14 protein-coding genes are annotated in these 15,284 nt (G+C 63.2%); 5 read left to right on the forward strand and 9 right to left on the reverse strand.

Translation table 11 applies throughout. The features are described 5' to 3' along the window. Positions 1 to 36: 36 nt before the first annotated feature. The 4 genes from AAFN55_RS08565 to AAFN55_RS08580 all read right to left on the reverse strand — a co-directional run bounded on the left by AAFN55_RS08565 (position 37) and on the right by AAFN55_RS08580 (position 5,819). Entirely contained in the window at positions 37 to 975 is a 939-nt protein-coding gene (locus tag AAFN55_RS08565) for a peptidylprolyl isomerase (RefSeq protein ID WP_347798430.1), read from the reverse strand. A 105-nt stretch (positions 976 to 1,080) separates the two neighbouring features. Further along, positions 1,081 to 3,453, reverse strand: coding sequence for an LPS-assembly protein LptD (locus tag AAFN55_RS08570; protein WP_347800223.1), 2,373 nt, complete (start codon positions 3,451 to 3,453; stop codon positions 1,081 to 1,083). Between the two features lie 78 nt (positions 3,454 to 3,531). Then, positions 3,532 to 4,620, reverse strand: a complete 1,089-nt coding sequence (lptG, locus tag AAFN55_RS08575) for an LPS export ABC transporter permease LptG (RefSeq protein ID WP_347798431.1) — start codon at positions 4,618 to 4,620, stop codon at positions 3,532 to 3,534. After that, a complete protein-coding gene (locus AAFN55_RS08580) occupies positions 4,617 to 5,819 on the reverse strand; it encodes an LptF/LptG family permease (protein WP_347798432.1) in 1,203 nt (400 codons plus the stop codon). The genes lptG and AAFN55_RS08580 overlap by 4 nt, the downstream gene beginning before the upstream one ends. 309 nt (positions 5,820 to 6,128) lie before the next feature. On the opposite strand from AAFN55_RS08580, the gene AAFN55_RS08585 reads away from it, so the two are divergent. Continuing rightward, complete coding sequence (locus tag AAFN55_RS08585) at positions 6,129 to 7,622, forward strand: leucyl aminopeptidase (protein WP_347798433.1); 1,494 nt, start codon at positions 6,129 to 6,131, stop codon at positions 7,620 to 7,622. A gap of 54 nt (positions 7,623 to 7,676) precedes the next feature. Next, positions 7,677 to 8,126 carry a DNA polymerase III subunit chi gene (locus tag AAFN55_RS08590; protein ID WP_347798434.1) on the forward strand — a complete coding sequence of 150 codons (450 nt, stop codon included), beginning with the start codon at positions 7,677 to 7,679 and terminating at the stop codon, positions 8,124 to 8,126. Between the two features lie 12 nt (positions 8,127 to 8,138). On the opposite strand, the gene AAFN55_RS08595 is transcribed toward AAFN55_RS08590, so the two are convergent. The 4 genes from AAFN55_RS08595 to AAFN55_RS08610 form a co-directional block, all read right to left on the reverse strand. After that, entirely contained in the window at positions 8,139 to 8,945 is an 807-nt protein-coding gene (locus AAFN55_RS08595) for a crotonase/enoyl-CoA hydratase family protein (protein WP_347798435.1), read from the reverse strand. Next, on the reverse strand, positions 8,942 to 10,819 hold the full coding sequence (locus AAFN55_RS08600) for an ABC-F family ATP-binding cassette domain-containing protein (protein ID WP_347798436.1): 1,878 nt from the start codon (positions 10,817 to 10,819) through the stop codon (positions 8,942 to 8,944). The genes AAFN55_RS08595 and AAFN55_RS08600 overlap by 4 nt, the downstream gene beginning before the upstream one ends. A gap of 89 nt (positions 10,820 to 10,908) precedes the next feature. After that, on the reverse strand, positions 10,909 to 11,655 hold the full coding sequence (locus AAFN55_RS08605) for a hypothetical protein (RefSeq protein WP_347798437.1): 747 nt from the start codon (positions 11,653 to 11,655) through the stop codon (positions 10,909 to 10,911). 285 nt (positions 11,656 to 11,940) lie between these two features. Beyond that, positions 11,941 to 12,405, reverse strand: coding sequence for a MarR family transcriptional regulator (locus AAFN55_RS08610; protein ID WP_347798438.1), 465 nt, complete (start codon positions 12,403 to 12,405; stop codon positions 11,941 to 11,943). Between the two features lie 92 nt (positions 12,406 to 12,497). On the opposite strand from AAFN55_RS08610, the gene AAFN55_RS08615 reads away from it, so the two are divergent. Then, positions 12,498 to 13,580 carry an exo-alpha-sialidase gene (locus tag AAFN55_RS08615; RefSeq protein WP_347798439.1) on the forward strand — a complete coding sequence of 361 codons (1,083 nt, stop codon included), beginning with the start codon at positions 12,498 to 12,500 and terminating at the stop codon, positions 13,578 to 13,580. 12 nt (positions 13,581 to 13,592) lie between these two features. After that, the gene (locus AAFN55_RS08620; RefSeq protein WP_347798440.1) at positions 13,593 to 13,886 is read left to right on the forward strand and encodes a MoaD/ThiS family protein; all 294 of its coding nucleotides are present in this window, start codon (positions 13,593 to 13,595) and stop codon (positions 13,884 to 13,886) included. Positions 13,887 to 13,962: 76 nt separating this feature from the next. On the opposite strand, the gene AAFN55_RS08625 is transcribed toward AAFN55_RS08620, so the two are convergent. Further along, the gene (locus AAFN55_RS08625) at positions 13,963 to 14,475 is read right to left on the reverse strand and encodes a DinB family protein (RefSeq protein WP_347798441.1); all 513 of its coding nucleotides are present in this window, start codon (positions 14,473 to 14,475) and stop codon (positions 13,963 to 13,965) included. 70 nt (positions 14,476 to 14,545) lie between these two features. Between AAFN55_RS08625 and AAFN55_RS08630 the strand changes: the two genes are divergently transcribed. Beyond that, positions 14,546 to 15,238, forward strand: coding sequence for a glutathione S-transferase family protein (locus tag AAFN55_RS08630; protein ID WP_347798442.1), 693 nt, complete (start codon positions 14,546 to 14,548; stop codon positions 15,236 to 15,238). The last annotated feature ends 46 nt before the right edge of the window (positions 15,239 to 15,284 follow it).

A 15,284-nucleotide genomic window follows, 5' to 3' on the forward strand; every position in this document is an offset into this window, starting at 1 on the left:
GGCCGCCCCGGTTCGAATGCCGCAACGGCGTGCATGTCAACGCTTGATGATCTGTGCCTTCGCGCGCAGTTCCGCGGTCAGCTTCTTCGACTCCGCGTCGCGATCGCCGCCACCATCCTGTTCGGCGGAGAACACCATCTGCGCAACGCGGTCGTCGGAGACTTCGCGCGAGCTGCAGATGCCGATAAACTCGGCACCTCGGTCGGTTTCGCGAACGACCGTCGCGCCGCCGGCCTTGGTGGAGATGATCTGCTGCTTCCAGTCCGGCGGCAATTCGGGTTCGAGAACGCGGCCGAGGTCGCGCACGGTCACGTCGAGCAGGCCCTTGGCGAATTCACGGGTCGTTTCGCAACCCTGGAAACGCTGGCGCATGGCTTCCGCCTCGCGCTTGCGCTGGCCGAGCTTCGCCCCGCGCTCTGCTGCCGGCACCACGAAGATGACCTGCTGAAGCATGTATTCGGTGGATTTCGGCTTGTCGCCGCCCTGCTGGAGCATCTTCTGGACGACGTCTTGCTCGCTCAGCGCGCCGCCGGCTGCGCCTGCCTGCTGGCTCATGACCTGCGACCAGCCCATCTGTGCCCGGATGAACTCACGGAAATGCGCCTTGGTCACGCCGGAATCGTTCAGGACCTTGTCCATCTGCGCGACCGGCAGCTTGTTCGACTGGGCGAAGCGCGCATAGGCCGCCGCCACCTGATCGTCGGAAATGTTGATGTTGCGGCGCTTGATCTCCGCGGCGCGCACGGCCTGCTCGATCATCTGCTCTTCGGCGGCGCTGTTGGCGTTGCCGGTGCCCTGAAGCCGCAGGAACGCCGCGCGTCGCTGAATGTCGTAGCTCGTCACCGGCACGTTGTTGACGATATACCGGATCTCGCTGGCCTGCGCGAAGGCCGGCGCGGCTGCGAACGGCGCAACGGCGCCTGCAAGTGCGAGCGCAATTGCGTAGGGGCGCAGGACGCTTTTGATGCTTCCCATCCTTGGGTCTCCCATTGGTCTTGCCGCTATGATGCGGAATTCATCCCGTGGCTGCATTATAGGGCGAAACCGTGACGCTGGGTCACGGTTCGTTTCACCATGGTATCAGAATGTGCTGTTTGTGCCGCCTACGGTCGATCCGAAATCGCCGATCGTGCGCAGTGAAATCTGGAAGCCGAAGCTGCGCGACTTCTCGCTGCTACCGGGCTCCTGCACTTCGGACGCGGTCATCACATAGGTGAAGCACTCGTCGTCATAAGCAAAGCCGATCGACTTGCGCACGACGGTTTCACTCGTGATGTCGTAGGTGCCCCCACCGAACAGGCGCCAGTTTTCCTGGAAACGCAGTGACGCGTTGCCGCGCACTTCATGCCGGTCTTCCGGGAAACCGTAGTCCGGCTGCGCATCGATGAAGGAGTAGACGCCGGAGACGGTGACCGGCGTCGAGGCATAGGAGGCGCTGACGTCGGTGCGGCGAACCTCGAAATCCTTCTCGTCGAAGCGGGCGCCTGCCGCGAGCGACAGTCCCACCGGGCTTATCAGGCCGATCGAGCCGACATAGTCGGAGCGGTTGGTCTCGAGACCCGAGAACGAGCCGGCATGAACCAGGTCGGCCGAGGCGTACGGGTTGTCGCCTGCGAGATGGAAGGATTGGCCGAAGAGAGCGTTCGTCGACCAGCCATTGCCGAATGCGCCGGAGTAGCGAACACCGAGATTGGCGCGCACGCCGCCCTCGATGCGGTCGTAGCCGGAGAACTTGTCGCGCTCGAAGAGGTTCGATGCGTCGAAGACAAGGCTCTGCGCATCCTCGTTCGGGATGCCGTAGGTTTCCCCGTAAGCCGCATCTGGCCGTGCGAAGAGCTGCCCCATCGGCTCGAGGACGTGCGTCGAACTGGTGGTCGAGAACAGCACCGGCCAGCGCGCCTCCAAGCCTGCCGTCGCCATGGCGCGGTAGTAGGACGAGCGGATGTCGGCTTCGAAGTCGTTGAGGTTGGCGACGTTTTCGATCGCAGCGACCGAACCGCCCCTGTAATCCACACCGATCGCATCTCCGCGACCTGCGAGGAGGGGGGTCAGGACGAAACCGCCCTGGGTGATGAAGGTGCGCTTCCACTCAGCTTCGGCGGTCAGCCGCGCGGACGTACCATCAATGCCGCGTACCAGCGACTGTGGGCTAACACCGGCACCAGTGAGGAGCCTTTGGTCAAGCTCGCTGCGCGACAGCACCTGCAAGTTCACGTCGATATTGAGCTCGCCGCCCGCGACCGGCTCATCGGGCGTATAGGCGTAGTCGAAGGACGGCAGGACCCAAGGCTGGCGCGAATTGCGTGCGCTTGCATAGGCCTCGCCAGTTTCGGGATTACGATCTCGCGTCGCTTCCTGCGTGTTGAATTTGTAGGCGCGTAGGTCGAAATAGTTCCGGTCGTTCAGGCCGGTCAGATACACCTGATTTCGGCGCTTGAGCTGGTCATAGCCGTCGATGCCGTAGGTGTAGGAAAAGTTCTTGTCGGTCTGGGCCATCACGTCCCAGCCGAACGTCCAGCGCGGATTGATCGTGAAGCGGCCCTTCGAGCCGATCATCGCGCGCCATTCCTCATTGTCGGATGATGACAATGCACGTGCTGCGCGCGCCGCAGGATTCGTGAGGTCGTTGTAAAACTCTTCCGGATTCTGCTGGCGGATGCCGGCGACCGTGATCGAGTATTCGCCATTGTTGAAGCGCTGGCGCCACTCCGCCTCGCCGAGGAAGCCCTGCTTGGAATAGACGGTCGGCTTCAGCGTGAGGTCGTACGTATCGCCGAGCGCCCAGTAGAACGGCACCTGAACGCCGTGCCCAAGGTCGTCGGCCGACTTGTAGCTTGGAATCAGGAAGCCAGTCTTGCGCTTGACCGTCGGGTCCGCGATCTCGAACACCGGCAAAAACGCCAGCGGCATGCCGAAGAACTCGAAGCGCGCGCGCTCGAAGCGAATGATCTTCGTCTCGCCGTTCCAGATGATCTTCTGCGCCTTTACGCGCCAGATCGGCGGCTTGTCGGGCTTGTCTTCGCAAGGCTCGCAGGCCGTGTAGACGCCGTAGTTGAACGTCGTCACCGCGCCATCACGCCGGTCGGCGCTTTCAGCCGCAAAATAGGTCTTGTCCGCGGTCTCGACACGCAGCGTACGAACGAACGCATCGCGGAAATCGTCGGTGACGTCGAGCTCGTCGGAATAGATGCGCGTGCCCTGCGGATCGACGATCTCGACACCGCCGCTGGCGATCAGCCGCGACGTCGCGCGATCATAGGTGATGCGCTGGGCGACGAGGCGGTTTCCGTCATAGTCGATCTGCACGCCGCCGACGGCGGTGACCGTGTTCCGGTCGTTGTCATAGACGATCGTATCGGCTTCGAGCAGCATCTCCGCATCGCGGGAAACGCCCGTGTCTTCGAGGTTGATGGCCTGCGCCTGCGCAGCGCTCGGTGCAACCGCGTACGCCATGACACAGGCGAGCGCAGTCGCGCCGGCGAGGCGCGCAAACGGGGCGGACCCGCGATATGTCGCGTTCACGCCCAACACCTAACCGTCCTCCTTGTACAAGAGAAAAGTCACCCCGAAGAAACCTGCGACGAGAACCGGGAACCACGCCGCCGCAACCGGCGGTACGAACCCTGCGCTACCGAACGCTTTGACCAGAACCGAAACGACATAAAGCAGAAAGCCGGCCATGATGCCACCCAGAATAATCGTCGCCGATTGACCCATTCTTGCAAATCGCATCGAGACCGTGGCGGCAATCAGCGTCATGGCAACCAGAAGGGCGGGCAGGGCCACGAGGGAATGGAAATGCGTCGCGAATGCGTTGGCGCTAAGACCGAACGAGCGGGCTGCGGCAATCTTGCGCGGCAGTTCGAAGAAGGGAATCGATTCCGGTCGCGCGAGGCGCTCCTGCACGAATTCCGGTGTCAGATTGGTTGGGATTTCCATGCTTTCCACGCGTTCGGGCAAATCGCCATTGCGAAACCGGCTTGCCTGGAGAAGTTCCCAGTGGCCGTCGCGCAGATGCGCCGTGCGCGCATCGATTCGCTCGAAGAGGTCGCCATCCGCGTCGATACGCAGGAAGGTGGCGCCCGCCAGTTCCAGCCCTTGGTTGAGGATCGTGCGCGCGCCGATGATCGTCTCGCCTTCGGCCGTGCGCTGCTTGATCCAGGGCGAGTTGGCGCTCTCGACCGATCCGGATTTTCCGCTGCGGATTTGCGATTCGATCGACTGGGCCATTTCGAGGCCGTTCGCGGCAAGCGGATTGAGCACGAACAGCGTCGCCAGGCCGTAGACGAGGGCGCCGAAACAGATCGGCGCGAGGAACTGCCAGGCCGAGATGCCGGCCGAGCGCGCCACCACGAGCTCGTATTTCCGGTTGAGCGAGATCAGCGTCATCATGCCCGAGACGAGCCCGATGAACGGCACCGCCTGGAGCATGACCATCGGCGTCTGCAAGGATGCGATACCAAGCGTCAGCGCAGCCGAATATCCGGGAAGACCGCTCATCCGGCCCGAAAGCTCGGTGAAGGTGATGATGAACACCAGCGTCGCCACGCCGATGAAGAACCACATCGTGATGACGATGTATCGCATGAAGAAATAGCGCGCGAGGGTCAGACCGATCATGCGGACTTCCTCGAGATCGGCCCGCGATAGCCCGACAGGCGCACTTTCAGGGCGATCATGCGCTGCTGTATTCTCTGCACGACCGCCGTCATGCGCTCGACCAGCGAAATCGGCAGTTCCATCACGCGGTTCGTGGCGATAAAGAAGATCGCGACCATTGAGGCCAGGATCGGGATGGCATAGGCGAACGGTGCCCAGGTCCAGTCGCTGGAAATCTTTTCGGAGACGAAGTAGCCGGCCCAGCGCACCAGCATCGCGATCGACATCGTCGTCAGCAGCGGATGGATGCGCGCTTCGCGGAACGAGCGGGAATCACCCGCGACGGCAAGGCCGATCAGCGCGAACACGAGCGGGTAGAGCCATTCGGTGAACCGGCGGTGCAGTTCGGCGCGGAAGGCTTGCGGCGATGCCTTGAAGATCTTGTCGTCGGGACTGGGGTTCATCAGATAGCCGAGCGTCCGATCCTTGGGCAGCAATGTCGGACCGCCGCCGCTCGCCATGAACTGCGACAGGTCCAGTGCGTAGGATCGATACTGGATGATCGAGACCGCATCCCCGGTGCGGCGATGCACGACGCCGTCCTGCATGACGAGGAGATTCTCGCCCGCCACTTCCAGCGCCGAGCCGGTCTTGGCGTAGTAGATGAGCTCGGCGTTTTCCTCGCGCGTGTCGGACACGAAGATGCCGCCGAAGCGCCCGTCCGGCAGTCTCTCGCCGATCTGCATATAAAGGCCGGGCTCTATCTGCTGGAACGCCCCTTCCTGGATGACCGTGGTGATCAGGTCCGCTCGCGCCTCGGAAATGAGGATACGAAGCCGTTCGCGCGAGTACGGCTCGATGAAATTGTTGACCGTGAACGCGACGATGCACGACACGATCGCCAGGAGCAGGATAGGCCGCAGCACTGTGATGCGCGGGCTGCCGGCCGCGCTGATGACGATCAGCTCGGAATCCGTGTTCATCGTGGTCAGCGTCTGCGCGACCGCTATGCCGACGGCGAACGGGATCACCACCGGTATGACGGCGGGAAGCACCAGCCACGCGATTTCGAAGAACGTCGCCGCAGACTGGCCGTTTCCGGTTACCACGTTGATTCGCGTCAGGATTTGCGTCGTCCATACGATCGCGAGCACCCAGAACAGCGTGGCTGCAAAGATCCCCAGTGCTCTGCGCAGGATGTAGAGTTCGACGACTTTCATGTGCCGTGACGATCCGGTTCTTTGTGTCGAGGGTACGGCGAGCTATCGATAAACCACACCATCGCGATACGACGATGCGCTGCACGAATGCGCGCCAACCACTATCCTTGCCATCCCTGCTGGGAGTCTGCTGGACTTTGGCGAATAAAGTGCCAACAAACAAGGTTAACGGATCTGATTGCGCCCACCATGCGATGCGACGCTTGAGCCGGCCTTGCCAATCGTGTCCAATGGGCCACAATTTCCACCAACCGCAGTGCGCGGCTTAGGCTGCTATCAACTGCCCACTTTGTTCGAACGGGATATTTCATGGCACTTCGACCTTCAATCACTTTCGCCAAGATCACGACGCCCAAGAAGGGCAGCGTCCTCGTGATCGCCGCCGACGGTGGCGTGCTCTCCGAGGCTGCCGATGCCTGCGATCCGCAGGGCATCTTGAAGAAAGCGTTCGGCATCGCCGAGTACAAGGGAAAGCTCGCCACCACGCTGGAGGTGCTGGCACCGTACGGAACCGACTTTGATCGCATCGCGGCAGTTGGCGCCGGCAAGCCGGAAGCGCTCGACGAAACCGCATGGAGCCGCATCGGCGGCGCCTCAGTCTCGGCACTGCGCAAGGCGCAGGACGTATCGGTCATCTTCGAGGTCGCGGGCGCGGAGCCCTCGGCCGACGACGTCGCGGCTTTCGCCTTCGGCATGGTGCTCGGCTCCTACACCTTCGACAAATACAAGACGAAGAAGAAGGACGACGACACCGCTGCGCCCGCAAAATCGGCCAAGATCACGATTATGTGCGCCAATCCCGCTGCGGCCAAGAAGGCGTTCGGCGGGTCCGAGGCGGTGGCCGACGGCGTGCTTCTCGCGCGCGATCTGGTCAACGAGCCGGCAAACATCCTCGGCACGCTCGAGTTCGCCGACAAGGTGCGCGAACTCGAAAAGCTGGGCGTAAAGGTCGAGGTTCTGACCGAGAAGGAAATGAAGAAGCTCGGCATGGGCGCGCTTCTCGGCGTTGCCCAGGGCTCCGTGCGTCCGCCGCGTCTGATGGTCATGCGGTGGGATGGCGGCAAGCCCAAGGACCAACCGATCGCCTTCGTCGGCAAGGGCGTCGTGTTCGATTCCGGCGGCATCTCCATCAAGCCTGCTGGCGGCATGGAAGACATGAAGGGTGACATGGGCGGCGCGGCCGCAGTGACCGGCCTGATGCATGCATTGGCCGGCCGCAAGGCGAAGGCGAACGTCGTCGGCATCATCGGCGTCGTCGAGAACATGGTCGACGGCAACGCCCAGCGGCCGGGCGACATCGTCACGTCGATGTCGGGCCAGACGATCGAGGTGATCAACACCGATGCGGAAGGCCGCCTCGTGCTCGCCGATGCGCTCTGGTATTGCAACGAGCGTTTCAAGCCGCGCTTCATGATCAATCTGGCGACACTGACCGGCGCGATCATCGTCGCGCTCGGCAGCGAGCATGCGGGCCTGTTCTCGAACAATGACGACCTCGCCGAAAAGCTGCTTGGCGCGGGCACGTCCACGGCCGAAAAGCTCTGGCGCATGCCGATCGGCCCGGAATACGACAAGCTGATCGATTCCAAGAACGCCGACATGAAGAACAGCACCGGCCGCAATGCGGGCTCCATCACGGCGGCGCAGTTCCTGCACCGCTTCGTCAAGGACACGCCCTGGGCGCATCTCGATATCGCGGGCACCGCGATGGGCGCGCCCGCATCCGAGGTCAACCAGTCCTGGGGATCGGGTTATGGCGTGCGCCTGCTCGACCGGCTCGTGCGCGACCACTACGAAGGCTGATCAGGCTGGAGGCGGGGCCGTGTGTCCCGTCTCCTTGCCCGGCGGAACCGATCCATGACCGAAGTTCTCTTTTACCATCTGACCGAGTCGACGCTCGAGGAGGCCCTGCCGCCGCTCCTCGAAAAGAGCGTCGAGCGCGGGTGGCGCGCCGTCGTTCAATTGGGCAGCGAGGAGCGTCGCGATGCGCTGGATGCGCACCTCTGGACATACCGTGACGATTCCTTCCTGGCTCACGGCACGGAACACGAACGGCAGCCCGAGCATCAACCGATCCTCCTGACCTGCGGTGAAAGCCGGGCCAACGCGGCGAAGATCCGGTTCATGGTCGACGGCGCATCGCCGCCGGACGTTTCGGATTACGAACGTGCCGTGTTCATGTTCGATGGCCACGACGAAACGCAGCTCGAACAGGCCCGCAGCCATTGGCGCGCCATGAAAGCCGCAGGCCATCAGGCCACCTACTGGCAGCAAACCCCTGAACGCCGCTGGGAACGCAAGGCGTAGAGCAGCCGGCCGTCAAATCTCGTCGAAATCGCCCGCGCGGCCCTTGCCGGCAGCAAAGCGCTCCGCGCCGGCCATGCCTTCCTTGCGGAACGTGTCCGCGCTCTTCCATTCGTTGGCGAGTGCGACTTCGGGCTCGAGCGACCACTGTCGGATTGCCGACACACGGTCGGCGCGCATGCAGCGCTGGGGAAACCTGGAGAGATCGTGCGCGAGCGCAAGCGCGGTCTCCAGCGCGTGGCCGTCCGCGCAGACCCGATTGGCGAGACCCATCTCGCGGCACTCTTGCGCGTCGACCTTGCGGCCGGTCAGGATGAGATCCATGGCACGGCCATGCCCGACGATGCGCGGCAGGCGCACGGTTCCGCCGTCGATCAGCGGCACGCCCCAGCGGCGGCAATAGACGCCCATATAGGCCGACTGCTCCATCACGCGCAGGTCGCACCACAGCGCCAGCTCCATGCCGCCCGCGACCGCAGGGCCGGATATCGCGGCAATGACTGGCTTGGAGAGCGAGAGCCGCGTCGGGCCCATCGGTCCCTTGCGCGGCCGGTCGTCGGCATGGTCGAAAGAGGCGTCGAGATCGTGCTCCGCGAACCATTTGTCATCGGCCGCGGTGGACGCCCATTTCAGGTCGAAGCCCGCGCTGAACACGCCCGGCACGCCGGTCAGCACCGCGACCTTCTGCGTTTCGTCGCGTTCGAACGCCAGGAACGCCTTGAAAAGCGCGTCGGCCATCGGCGGATTGACGGCGTTGCGGGCCTCGGCCCGGTCGATGGTGACGATCGTCACCGCATCTTGCGTTTCGACCCTGATCGTCATTCCGCGATGCCTTCCTCATACTGCGCCGAGAGATCGAGCCACTTCTCCTCCTGGCGGGCGAGGGCATTGGAAAGATCGGAGCGCTCCTTGGCAAGTCTCGTCGCCGTCGACGGGTCCTTTTCGTACAGCGCCGGATTGGCAAGTTCGTCCTCGATCGCATCGATACGTTTGCGCGTGCGCTCCATCAGGCCCTCGGTCGCACGAACTTCTTTGGCGATGGGCTCCATCGCCTGCCGCCGGGCGGCGGCCTCGCGGCGCTTTTCCGCCTTGGACGCCTTGTCCGCCTCGCGGCGCTCGCGCTTGTCGCCGGTGCTTCCGGTGACCAGTTGGCGATAGTCGGCGAGGTCGCCGTCATAAGGCGCAACCGTCCCGTCGCGAACCAGCCACAGCCGGTCGGCCGTCGCCTCGATGAGGTGGCGGTCATGGCTGATCAGCATGACGGCGCCGGAATACTCGTTCAGCGCGACCATCAGCGCTTCGCGGCTGTCGATGTCGAGATGGTTGGTCGGCTCGTCGAGAATGAGCAGGTTCGGCCCGTCGAACGCCGCGATGCCCATCAGGAGGCGCGCCTTCTCGCCACCCGACAAATCCTTCGCCTTGGTGTTCATCTTCTCGGTCGAGAGACCCATCTGCGCGACGCGCGCCCGCACCTTGGCTTCGGCGGCATCCGGCATCAGGCGGCGGACATGCTCGACGGCGGTTTCCTCGGGGCGCAGATCATCGAGCTGATGCTGCGCGAAGATCGCGACTTTCAGCCCCGGCGCGATGGTGACGCCGCCGGTTTCCAGCTTCAGCCGGCCCGACAGGAGTTTGGCGAAGGTCGATTTGCCGTTGCCGTTGGCGCCGAGAAGGGCGATGCGGTCGTCCTCGTCGATGCGCAGCGTCAGCCCCTTCAGGATCGGCTTGCCCGGCTGATAGCCGACCGCGCCAGCCTGCATGGTGACGATCGGGGAGGCGACCGTCTTGACTGGCTCGGGAAACGAGAACGGCCGCACGCTGTCGTTCATCACCGCCGAAATCGGCTTCATCTTTTCCAGCGCCTTGAGGCGAGACTGCGCCTGGCGCGCCTTCGAGGCCTTGGCGCGGAAACGCTCGACGAAGCTTTCCATGTGCTTGCGCTGCGTCTCCTGCTTGACGCGCGCCTTTTCCTGGTGCTCGAGCTGCTCTTCGCGCTGGCGCTCGAACTGGTCGTATCCGCCGCGCCAGAAGGTCAGCTTCATCTGGTCGAGATGCACGATCGAATTGACCGAGCGGTTGAGCAGGTCGCGATCATGGCTGATCAGCAGCACCGTGTGCGGATATTTCGCCACGTAGCTTTCCAGCCACATCGTGCCTTCGAGATCGAGATAGTTGGTCGGTTCGTCGAGGAGGAGCAGGTCGGGCTCGGCGAAGAGCACGGAGGCGAGCGCGACGCGCATGCGCCAGCCGCCTGAAAAGGACGAGGCCGGGCGCTTCTGCGCTTCGGTATCGAAACCAAGGCCCGCGAGGATCGTCGCCGCGCGCGATTCCGCGGAATGCGCGTCGATGTCGGCGAGCCGCATCTGGATGTCGGCGATGCGGTTGGCGTCCGTTGCGGTCTCGGACTCTTGGAGAAGGGCCAAACGCTCGGTGTCGGCCTTGAGAACGATGTCTATCAGCGGTTCTTCGGTGCCGGGCGCTTCCTGCGCGACCTGTCCGATCCGCGTGCTCTTGGGAAACGATATGGACCCGGTCTCGGTCGGCAGGTCGCCGGTGATCGCCTTGAAGAGGGTTGTCTTGCCGGTGCCGTTGCGACCGACGAAGCCGGCCTTCGATCCCGCAGGCAGCGTGAGCGAAGCGTGGTCCAGAAGCAGGCGGCCTGCGATGCGCAGCGAGATGTCGTCGATGATAAGCATGCCGCTCTATTGGCCGAGCGTGGACCGGAAGGCAAGGGCCGGGCGGTAAGGGAGGGCGGCCCTGTGGCCGCCCTCGTAGTTTTCAAAGCCTAGCGTGAGGCCTGCTCGACCGCGCGGCACAACGTCACGATGTCGGTGTTGTACATCGTCGGGTTGCGGACGATCTCGGGGCAGCGCCGCTGGACAGTGGCCATATCGTTGCTGCTCATGCCCTGTGTGGCTGTAGGCGGTACACCACCACCGTTATTGCCGCCGCCACCGTTATTGCCGCCGCCGCCGTTATTGCCGCCGCCGCCGTTGTTGCCGCCGCCGCCGTTGTTGCCGCCGCCGCCATTATTGCCACCACCGCCGTTGTTGCCGCCACCGCCGCCACCGCCGCCGGTTCCGCCGCCAATGCCGATGCCGACACCCACGTCGATGCCGCCGGGTCCGCCGACGTTGGCGCCCACGCCGGCATTGACGCCGCCCGGTCCGCCGATGGAAGCGCCTAGCCCGGCATCGATACCGTTCGCGCCGCCGACACTTGCGCCAGCACCCGCGTTGACGCCGTTGGCTCCGCCGATGGAAGCGCCGAGACCGGCGTCAATTCCATTCGCGCCACCGACATTCGCGCCAGCGCCCGCGTTCACACCGTTTGCTCCGCCAACGGACGCGCCTAAGCCGGCGTCAATTCCGTTCGCGCCGCCAACCGAAACGCCCAGCCCGGCATCGATCCCGTTTGCGCCGCCGATGCCGACGCCCACTCCCACATCGATCGCCTTTGCTGGTCCGCTCAACACGAATGCCATAGCTCCAGTCGCAAGCGTGGCGCTTACAATTGCTAGTATCTTGGACATGTTGTTGCTCCTCTCAGTTGTTTCGAAGGGCGGCCAACGTCGTTGTGGGCCGCGTCAAAAGCTACGGACGAAGAAGCAAAGAGTTTCAGAGGAGATAATTGCGTGGTTTTGTTGTGCTTAACAACTTGGATTCAATTTTAGATTGCGTATTGGACGTTGCGGCGCACGCACCACGATGGCGGAACTAACCAATGCTGCTGCCATTTTTCTTTTGATATATCATTAGAACAAAGTGCGTGAGCGGACACTGAGACGTCAGTCGGGCTTGCTAAGAAAAGAGATTATTCAGCCGAGCTGACAAAGCTGATTGCGCAGCCTTTCAGCCTCAGGCGAGAAAGACCGCTCGATGTCGGCTTGTGTCTTGGTCCAGAGTGGCAATGCCACTTTGAGGACGTCGCGACCCGGCTTTTCAAGAATGAGCCGCTTGCCCCGGCGATCATTGGCGTCGGGCGCTATCTGAACCATGCCTCGTCGCGCGAGGGGCTTCAGCATGGCGGTCAAGGTGGTGCGATCCATGGCAAGCAGTTCCGCTACGTCCCGCATGAGGGGAGGTTCCGGACGGTTCAGAGACATCAGGAGCGAGAACTGTCCGTTGGTCAAACCCGAAGGTCTCAAAGCCTCATCGAAACGACGCGCAACGGACCGTGCCGCACGCTGAAGGTGCAGGCACATGCACGTGTCCCGGACAGTAAGAGTGGTAGAGAACGGCAGTTCCGGGTCCGCGATCCTCGAATCATTCGACTTTGACATCAGACAAATATGTTGATAACAACCTATTTGTCCAGACACAAAGTGGAGAGCTTACTGTCCGGGCAGGGGAGCGCATGGTTGGGAGAAGAGCGATGGCGCAGCGCGTCCTGGTGCTTATCGGAACCAAGAAGGGCGTCTTCATCGCCGAAAGTGATGCTGATCGCTCGTCATGGGATCTGCGCGGTCCCTTTTGCGAGACGTGGCCCATGCAGCATGTCGTGGGCGACCCGGATACCGGCACGATCTACGGTGCTGGCGGTAATGAGTGGTTCGGCCCCGCCGTCTGGAAATCCACCGATCTCGGCGAAACCTGGACACATTCCAGTCAGGGTCTCGCCTACGATACTGGTAAGGAACCCGTTCAGACAGTCTGGAGCCTCGCGCATCGCAACGGCCGGCTTTATGCGGGCGTGCAGCCGGCGGGTCTGTTCTACAGCGACGACGAGGGCGAGACCTTCGCGCATCTCGACGGCCTTCAAAAACACCCGACGCGACCCGACTGGCAACCGGGCGGCGCCGGGCTCATCCTGCACTCGCTCGTGCCCGACCACGCAGACAAAGACCGCATCTGGATCGGCATTTCGTCGGCTGGCGTGTTCCATACCGCCGATGGCGGCGTCACATGGGAGCCGCGTAACAAGGGAACGCGGGCGGACTATCTGCCGGAAGGGCAGAATTACCCCGAGTTTGGCCAGTGCGTGCATTGCCTTGTGCAGGCGCCGGGCGAGCCCGACCTTCTCTACCAGCAGAACCATTGCGGCATGTATCGCAGCGAAGACGGCGGCAGGAACTGGACGAGCATAGAGGCCGGGCTGCCGTCCACTTTCGGGTTTCCGGCCGCGGTCCATCCGCGCGATCCCTCGACGCTGTATCTCCTGCCGCTCAATGGAGACAGCAAGGGGCGTTTCGTGCCGGACGCCAAGGCTGCGGTGTGGCGCACGCGCGACCGTGGCGCCACGTGGGACGATCTGCGCGAGGGGCTGCCGCAGGAAAACGCCTTTTTCGGCGTGCTCAGGCAGGCGATGGCGACGGACAGTCTGGAGCCGGCGGGCGTCTATTTCGGCACCGGCGGCGGCGCCCTCTTTGCGTCGAATGACGAGGGCGACAACTGGTCTTGCATCGCCGAACACCTGCCGACGATCTCGTCAGTCGAGACGCTGGTCGTGTCGCGATAGGTTTTGCAGACCATGCCGAATGAAACAGCGCAAACATCGGTGCCGGTTGTCGTGAAATTGACCGGCTTGCTGGTGGACTTGTTTCCGGGCTCATCGCGTCGGGTGGAGATGCAGGTCTCGAGCGTATCCGAGATGGTCGCCGAACTCGACAGGCTCTGGCCGGGCATGGGTGACCGCATATGCGACACGCGGCCCGCGATCCGAAAACACATGAACGTCTTCGTCGATGGTGAGCGCGCGACGCTCGAGACGAAGCTCTTGCCAGGAATGGAAGTTTTCGTCCTGACGGCCATTAGCGGTGGCTGAGAGCCGCTGCTGGCTCTCAACGAATGCGGCCGATCGAACGCTAGGCGCTGCAAGCTATGAGCAGCCGTGTCCGCAGTCACGCAAAGGCGCGGCCTTCCTCCGTGCGCTGGAAGGCGACGAGATCCAATCCGACACTGGGCGCGCCAAGCGAGGTCAGGATCGTATGCGCCTGTCCCCGATGGTGCGTCTGGTGGTTGAAGAAATGCGCCAGCGCCGGTGCCAGCCGCTGGCTCACCGTGCGCATGTCCGTCACGGTGAGGTAGGTGAACCGTCCCGAAAGCGCCTTTGATGAGAGTGAGCCGATCCACTCCACGATGCGCTGATCCTCGGCGATGCGCGCGACGTGAAGGCTCGCGAGATCCGCATGCAGGATCGTGTCGAGCGCAGATGGGGCCGTGCCTTCGCCTGTAAAGCGCTTCAGCCAGATTCGGTCCGCAACCAGAATGTGGTTGAGCGTTGCGGTCAGCGATCGGAAGAACGCGCCGGTGTCGCGGTTCAGTTCTTCGTGCGACAACCCGCCCGCTGCCTCGTAGATGCGGGCGTTGGACCAACGGTTATAGGCTGCAAACATCTGAAAATGCTGCTGCATCCAGCTTCCCTTTTCCCCCTGAAAGGTCAATTCTGCGGCAACACCTACACCTGCGGAGGGCCGGAAGCCAATGTCTATTCTTCTCTATGATCTGGTCGGCCGCGATCCCGCGCGGCCCTTCAGCCCGCATTGCTGGAAGGTTGCCTTCGCGCTCGCGCACAAGGGGCTGGCCTACGAGTCCGTCCCGACACCGTTCACCTCCGTGCCGTCGATCGAAGGCGGTGTTTCGAAAACCGTGCCGGTCATCCGCGATGGGGACAGGGTGGTCGCCGACAGCTTCGACATCGCGCTCTACCTCGAGGACACCTATCCCCATCGCCCGACGCTCTTCGGCGGGGAGGGCGGCAAGGCGATGGCGCGGTTCATCGAGCGATGGACGCAGTTCAACGTCAACGCCTGGCTGGTGACGGCGGCCGTGGTCGATATCCACGACTGCCTTGCTCCGCATGATCAAGCCTATTTCCGCACGACGCGCGAGAAGCGCTTCGGCAAAAGGCTGGAAGACGTGCCGCTTGGCCGCGACGAAAGACGCCAGGCGTTCCATGCCAATCTTGAGCCGCTGAGATCGATGCTGTCCGTGCAGCCCTTCATCGGCGGCGAAACCCCGCTGTTTGCCGACTACATCGTCGCCGGCGCGTTCCAGTGGGTGAGGGTGACCTCGACATTCGAGCCCCTCGCAGAAGGCGACCCCGTCAAGGCGTGGTTCGAGCGCTGTCTCGATCTCCACGATGGCCTCGCGCGGCGGATACCTGCGGCCGCCTGAGCGCCCGGCACCCCTTCACATCGCCATGGCGGGCCTGTATAGACCC

Origin of the sequence: Mesorhizobium sp. CAU 1732, from assembly GCF_039888675.1 — a bacterium.
GTDB lineage: Bacteria > Pseudomonadota > Alphaproteobacteria > Rhizobiales > Rhizobiaceae > Aerobium.

What these genes read in the sequence shown, in the direction of transcription:
- AAFN55_RS08580 (WP_347798432.1), bottom strand. Translation starts at nt 5,819, where the DNA reads ATGAAAGTCGTCGAACTCTACATCCTGCGCAGAGCACTGGGGATCTTT.
- AAFN55_RS08630 (WP_347798442.1), top strand. Translation starts at nt 14,546, where the DNA reads ATGTCTATTCTTCTCTATGATCTGGTCGGCCGCGATCCCGCGCGGCCC.
- AAFN55_RS08595 (WP_347798435.1), bottom strand. Translation starts at nt 8,945, where the DNA reads ATGACGATCAGGGTCGAAACGCAAGATGCGGTGACGATCGTCACCATC.
- AAFN55_RS08570 (WP_347800223.1), bottom strand. Translation starts at nt 3,453, where the DNA reads ATGGCGTACGCGGTTGCACCGAGCGCTGCGCAGGCGCAGGCCATCAAC.
- AAFN55_RS08615 (WP_347798439.1), top strand. Translation starts at nt 12,498, where the DNA reads ATGGCGCAGCGCGTCCTGGTGCTTATCGGAACCAAGAAGGGCGTCTTC.
- AAFN55_RS08625 (WP_347798441.1), bottom strand. Translation starts at nt 14,475, where the DNA reads ATGCAGCAGCATTTTCAGATGTTTGCAGCCTATAACCGTTGGTCCAAC.
- AAFN55_RS08620 (WP_347798440.1), top strand. Translation starts at nt 13,593, where the DNA reads ATGCCGAATGAAACAGCGCAAACATCGGTGCCGGTTGTCGTGAAATTG.
- AAFN55_RS08610 (WP_347798438.1), bottom strand. Translation starts at nt 12,405, where the DNA reads ATGTCAAAGTCGAATGATTCGAGGATCGCGGACCCGGAACTGCCGTTC.
- AAFN55_RS08600 (WP_347798436.1), bottom strand. Translation starts at nt 10,819, where the DNA reads ATGCTTATCATCGACGACATCTCGCTGCGCATCGCAGGCCGCCTGCTT.
- AAFN55_RS08590 (WP_347798434.1), top strand. Translation starts at nt 7,677, where the DNA reads ATGACCGAAGTTCTCTTTTACCATCTGACCGAGTCGACGCTCGAGGAG.
- lptG (WP_347798431.1), bottom strand. Translation starts at nt 4,620, where the DNA reads ATGATCGGTCTGACCCTCGCGCGCTATTTCTTCATGCGATACATCGTC.
- AAFN55_RS08585 (WP_347798433.1), top strand. Translation starts at nt 6,129, where the DNA reads ATGGCACTTCGACCTTCAATCACTTTCGCCAAGATCACGACGCCCAAG.
- AAFN55_RS08565 (WP_347798430.1), bottom strand. Translation starts at nt 975, where the DNA reads ATGGGAAGCATCAAAAGCGTCCTGCGCCCCTACGCAATTGCGCTCGCA.
- AAFN55_RS08605 (WP_347798437.1), bottom strand. Translation starts at nt 11,655, where the DNA reads ATGTCCAAGATACTAGCAATTGTAAGCGCCACGCTTGCGACTGGAGCT.